4 protein-coding genes and 2 pseudogenes are annotated in these 4,196 nt (G+C 53.3%); 2 read left to right on the forward strand and 4 right to left on the reverse strand.

The window, feature by feature from the left end:
• Positions 1-548: 548 nt before the first annotated feature.
• From B9H04_RS17460 to dps, 3 genes are read right to left on the reverse strand one after another with little or no spacing between them, the layout of a single operon-like run.
• Positions 549-923, reverse strand: a complete 375-nt coding sequence (locus tag B9H04_RS17460) for a RidA family protein (RefSeq protein ID WP_080508748.1) — start codon at positions 921-923, stop codon at positions 549-551.
• A 1-nt stretch (position 924) separates the two neighbouring features.
• On the reverse strand, positions 925-1,308 hold the full coding sequence (locus B9H04_RS17465; protein ID WP_080508749.1) for a 2Fe-2S iron-sulfur cluster-binding protein: 384 nt from the start codon (positions 1,306-1,308) through the stop codon (positions 925-927).
• A 34-nt stretch (positions 1,309-1,342) separates the two neighbouring features.
• Positions 1,343-2,002: a DNA protection during starvation protein gene (gene dps / locus B9H04_RS17470; RefSeq protein ID WP_049933440.1), complete on the reverse strand. Its 660-nt coding sequence runs from the start codon at positions 2,000-2,002 to the stop codon at positions 1,343-1,345.
• A gap of 126 nt (positions 2,003-2,128) precedes the next feature.
• Here dps and B9H04_RS17475 point away from each other — a divergent pair, with 126 nt between their 5' ends.
• On the forward strand, positions 2,129-2,878 hold the full coding sequence (locus tag B9H04_RS17475; protein ID WP_080508750.1) for a helix-turn-helix domain-containing protein: 750 nt from the start codon (positions 2,129-2,131) through the stop codon (positions 2,876-2,878).
• Positions 2,879-2,920: 42 nt separating this feature from the next.
• Here the strand turns inward: B9H04_RS17475 and B9H04_RS17480 are convergent.
• Positions 2,921-3,942 (reverse strand): annotated as a pseudogene (locus B9H04_RS17480) (IS630 family transposase).
• 37 nt (positions 3,943-3,979) lie between these two features.
• On the opposite strand from B9H04_RS17480, the pseudogene B9H04_RS17485 reads away from it, so the two are divergent.
• A pseudogene (locus tag B9H04_RS17485) lies at positions 3,980-4,196 on the forward strand (transposase); the annotation flags it as partial.

The raw sequence follows: 4,196 nt of genomic DNA on the forward strand, positions 1-4,196 counted from the left end.
CCGTCTCGGTAGCCGCTACATTCAAGAACTCGTCGACCGAAGCTTCGCTTTGTAGGGCTTTGGAGCTTGTAGACACTGTCTCCAAACCCTGCTGCTTCGCACGTGACGCTTTCTATGACAGGCTCCTTGATAGTAATACAATTCCCAAAAGTATGCTTGTCAGTATTAGATGTAGGAGAAGCCACAGATGAGACACCAGTACCGGCGAGATCGAGCGATAAGCAACCATCACAAACGGCGTTTTCTTGCCGTATCTGGTGTGGCTGGGCCGTATTTGAGCAAAAACCACAGCTATCGAGTATTACTGAAGATATTAACTAAAGACGAATGAGTGTTCACTTAAGATGGACCAAAATCGAAACACAGCAAGTCATCAACAATGTGCTACGCAGGAGCGTAGTGACTATCTCAGCTACTCACCGCCGTCACTTCTTGACCGGCTGATCGAAGGTGCCCAGAAGATCCACAAAGGACGGCTGATTACAAGCGACACTAACCCCCGCTACACAACCCAAGTGTGGGGCTTGACTGAAGACGGATGTAGGATTTCAATCACATACACCAGTAGCCTCAATTTGAACTGTAGCACCGTTCGGCAACTGCTTGACGCCAACGAAGGTCCGTGACGGTCGTTGACCCTCAAAGAATTCGTCATACGCCTGCGTAACTTCCTCTAATTGGCTCATGTCAGTCAGGTATACTGTGGTTCGCATTAGTTCGTGACGACTGACGCCAGCCTCAGCAGCGACAGTGCGAACACGTTCAAGCGCCTTGAGTGTCTGTTTTCGGACACCCTGATCTGATACTGTCTCTTTGCTAGGTACTTGGCCATCAAAACATACCAGTTGTATGCCACGATTTCGAACACTGTACGGAGTAGTTAACGAACTATCTCGTTCTTTTCGGGTTATGTTTTCGGACATGTTAGTCACTTAGCTTCGAATTTCCTGGTGGTTTGTTATTGGCTGCTCTATATTCGAGGAACTCATCGTACTGTTCAACGACAAGTGTTGAGTCCGCCCGCGGCTTCGCAGTACAGGTGAGTACGTAGCCTGCCTCTCGGTCTTCAGTATCGTACCGACGCGCGTTTGGATGGACAACGTCGCCGTCAACCAAACGAGCAGCACAGGTGATACACCAACCTTGTTGACAGTCAGCTGTGAGCCACACACCCGCCGAACGCGCGGCCGCCAGAATCGTCTCGTTCTCACTGACCTCAAGTTCGTGTGTTTCACCGGCTTCGTCCAGCGACGACTCTTCGGGAACAACGATCGTGATGGTCCACGTATCGTCCGACGACTGTGTCATAAATAAGGGGAGAGTGGAGACCGTTGTTACTCGCTCAGGCGGAGTCGTTGAACGGGTTGTTCTTCGTATATGGTGCGTCGCCCGGCTCGCCACGCGCGAAGTGCCCGGCCGGATTAATCTCGTCGTCCCGTTCCTTGCTCAGCAGCTCGATGAACCAGGCCTCGTGGTCCATCTCCTCGTTGAGGATCCGCTGGGCCATGTCGTAGGTTCGCGGATCGGCCCCACGAGTCATATCACAGATCTCGCTCCAAGTACGAATCGCACACCGTTCCGCTTCGAGCAGTACTTCCAGAATGTCTTCGACTTCTAGCTCGGATGTGTCGAACTCACCACTACCATCCATCGGCGTCGGTACCTCGGCGTCGGGACAGGAGGCCCGGTCGGCGAAGTCCCTGATGTCGTTCGGCAGCGACCCCTCGAGTTCGTACACCCGGGGGACGACAAGCTCGAAGTGGGCCCGGTCTTCAAGACGGGCGTCCTCGGTGATCTCCTTGTAGTCCTCCTCCCCGGCGAGGTGCATTCGGAGGTTCGTGTAGTAGTAGTAGGTCGTGAACTCGGCGCCGATCGCGTCGATCAGTTTCTCCCGGAGTTCCTCGGGATCGACGCCTCGTTCGCGGATGACCTCGGCACCGACTCGCTTGCTCGTGTCGCCCGGTTCCACGGAACCGCTGCCGTGTTCTTTCTCGTTTGCCATCGCATCTCTACATACCCCGGTAACAGTAATCAGAATTGTTTTAGCAATAGATGATATTATCTGCCAAAAGAATGAAACAGCACTAAGAACAATTCTTTTGTGTATCTACTATTTAGCAATAGATAAATGAACGGTAAGCCTGAACCCGCGCAAGAGACACGTGAGTTTGAGTTTGTCCTCCAGTTCGAGTCAGGAGCCGATGAGTTGATGGATGTGTTCCGACAGTACGAGAGCCTCTCGTTGTGGTCGTCCGCGATCTTCGTGAATGACAGCTATATGTGGCGGCTCGATTATGCGAAGGGGACGAGCGAAGCGCTGGACGCGTTCGATGAGGTATTTCTTGACAAAACCCGCTGTAACGAGTGCTTCGATGTCGTAGATTGTGATACGGACCGATCATATCGTGTCCTAGATCGTCAAGAGACTAGCCGAACTATCTATACACTTCGTCGTGAAATTAACAGTTGTCATTCACTTCCGCATATTGTACTCGATCATATTCAGACAGGAACTATATTCGAATCCCGCCGGGTCGGTGACGAGTACCGGTGGCGCATTCTCTTCCCTAGTGATTCTCCTATTGGAGACATCTACGATACAATGGAAGCACAGATTCGGGAGGGCGTGTCGGTTTCGGTGTCCCATATCACTACTGGCAGCGACTGGAAGGCGACCGAGCGCCTCGCGACAGACTTCTCGCCAGAACACTGGGAAGTGCTAAAGGCAGCGGTCAAGCACGGATACTATGAACGGCCGAGAGAAGTTTCTGTCTCCGATCTTGCGTCGATACTTGATGAACCTCGTTCTACGGTTCAATATCGACTACGAACCGCAGAGGATCGTATCGTGTCGGAATTTGTCAAGCAAACACTGTGAACGGTGGTAGCTACGAGTGGTAGAGATCACGATTGCTGATACTCACAGACATGAATACATAAAGATATCAGGAACTTCGATGCGGTCGAGTACAGAGAGAGCAGCATCACGGAGATCGTCAAGCGTCTCGAACAGACGGTTCCCAAGTTCTTGATCGAGTTGTCTCCAGCACTCTTCCGCGGGGTTCAGCTCTGGTGAACCCCGCGGAAGGTAACACAGCTCGATCGGTGTGTCTTCGACGAATTCCTACACCTTGTTCGCCGTGAAATACGAGGCGTTGTCCAAGACGACGCAGATTTTCTCGCCGAACTCTGTCTGGAGTGCGTCGAGTAACCGGATTGTTGTGTCGCTGTTGAAGTTCTCTGCACACGGCAGAAAGAACGTCTCACCGCCGTCGCTGACTACACCGAGCAACTTGATGCTATCCCACGCGCCCGTCACCGGGAGTGACGGGCGCTCTCCTTCCGGAAACCACGCATAGATTAGCGTCGAGAGAACCTGCCGCGTCTGATCGATCGTCAGGACTATGTATTCATCGTCCAAGTCGTTGCGCTTTTTTTGAAGCCTTCTTGCCAGGCTTCTTGGGCTCTCTCGTCGGATTTGTAGAACTCCGGCCGGGCTGTCTTCCAGGACAGCCCGGCCTCAGACATCAATCGTCGGACGTGCCGCTCACAGTACTCAACGTCAAACTCTTCGACGAGATAGTGACGAGCTAGTGGAACAGACCACGCGGGCGCGTCTAGTCCAACTTCTTCGGGTGAGTCGTGAAGTACCTCAACGAACTGGTCGTGCTGTTCATCAGAGAGTTCGGATGGTCTGCCTTCACGCGGATCGTCGTAGACGACTTGCTCGACCGGCTCATCAGCGAGCCGGTCAAGCCGGCCAACCCAACGAGACAGCCATGGACCGGTGTATCCGTACCGTTCAGCTACCTCTGCCATCGTCGCGTCGTCTTCTTCGAGGTAGTTAATCACCGCCATCAGCCGTTGTGTCGGCTTCTTGTCCTCGACCTCCGCGAGAGCGTCGCGGAGGTCGTCGAGGGTGGCGGCGTCAAGCGTGGCCATACCCTAGAATCACACTCTAGCCTAAAGAATATTCAGCCGACAGTATGAAGACCTCTCCCAGCGGCTGGGAGAGGTCTGGACAGATGGACTCCAAGCGTACCGCGAGATGGATCGGGATCACCGAACAGTCGTCCACAAAGAGAGGTACGTATCGCCTGACGGAGTCCACATCAATCAGGCAGAATGTCTGTTTTCGCTTGTTCAACCGTGGCTGCGGAAGTTCCTCGGCCTGTCCAAGCAAGGGTTGGAACAGG

The organism is Halorubrum ezzemoulense DSM 17463, assembly GCF_002114285.1.
In the GTDB taxonomy this organism is placed as follows: domain Archaea; phylum Halobacteriota; class Halobacteria; order Halobacteriales; family Haloferacaceae; genus Halorubrum; species Halorubrum ezzemoulense.